This is a genomic window from Aneurinibacillus aneurinilyticus ATCC 12856 (genome assembly GCF_000466385.1).
GTDB lineage: Bacteria > Bacillota > Bacilli > Aneurinibacillales > Aneurinibacillaceae > Aneurinibacillus > Aneurinibacillus aneurinilyticus.
The window spans coordinates 1-1,039 of the sequence record NZ_KE952696.1; the positions used below are offsets into that span (position 1 = coordinate 1).

Here is a 1,039-nt window from a genome sequence, read left to right on the forward strand (position 1 = left end):
AAAATCGTTAGATTTTAAGTGGTGGGTAGTTCACAAACTTAGAAGTTAGTTTTGCCGTCTCTGCCTGCCGAAACCGATCTAGTCAAGTCGAATGGAAACGCTACGTACCAAACTCGTCAAAATCGTGGGCAAACTGGTACGCTCCGGTCGTTACTAGACTTGGAAGCTATGCAGCTCGCGTATTTACCGCCATAAGTTTGTCGAAACGTTGAGCAATATCTAACGATTGCCGCGGTTCGGTTGAATCTCATTGCTGAATGGAAATCAAAAAGGAGTGGAAGAATGCGTACCAACAAATATTGGAAGTATTTTGATCGAGCGATGAAAGAGTATAAAAAAAGAGTAATTTCAGATGAGGAAGTAAAAGAAATACTAGATAATCGAATGAATGAAATGAAAGGCTTAATTCAAAAAAATGAACGAAATCGTTTAGCTGATCGCTTAAAAATGGGAATAGGTGTTCACCTTGAAATGAATGCAAAAAATAGAATACTAAATGGAGAACCATCAGCATGGATTTTATTAGAGCAGCAACTTTTTTGGTTGATTCAAATGATCAAAAGCAATCCTAGTAGAGGAAGTGTATCAAACAGTCAAATAGGAGGGCTTATCGGGCTTTCCTTATTGTGGGGTTATGAAGATATTGCAGAACTAACATACAAGTATGCAACTAATATGTTCATGAAAGATCGAGATTTTTATTCTGAGAACAAGACTCATCATGTTTTTATGACATGCCTATATTACAAATGGAAAACCGGGGAAATGCCTGAATTGTTTAATATTTTATCAGAAGATCATGTCTACCAAAAATTAATGCACAGTTGGAACGATACAAATAATTTTGGAGAGCATCTTTATGAGCTTTGTGATTTTCACATCTATAGCCTAAGCGACACGCCACATAAATTAAGTGAAATTTTATCGTTCGACTGTATTCCTTACGATTATTATTGTATTCAATTTATCAGAGAAAAAGAGGGATTAGCCACATCAAATATAGAACATCCGCTGCTTCAAACACCTCTGGCTGAAATTC

Annotated in this window: 1 protein-coding gene; it reads left to right on the top strand. The window is 36.4% G+C overall.

Annotation, left to right across the window (positions count from 1 at the left end; translation table 11 throughout):
- Window positions 1-282 precede the first annotated feature (282 nt).
- A partial coding sequence (locus HMPREF0083_RS03820; RefSeq protein WP_021619722.1) for a hypothetical protein occupies window positions 283-1,039 on the top strand: 757 nt, incomplete at its 3' end.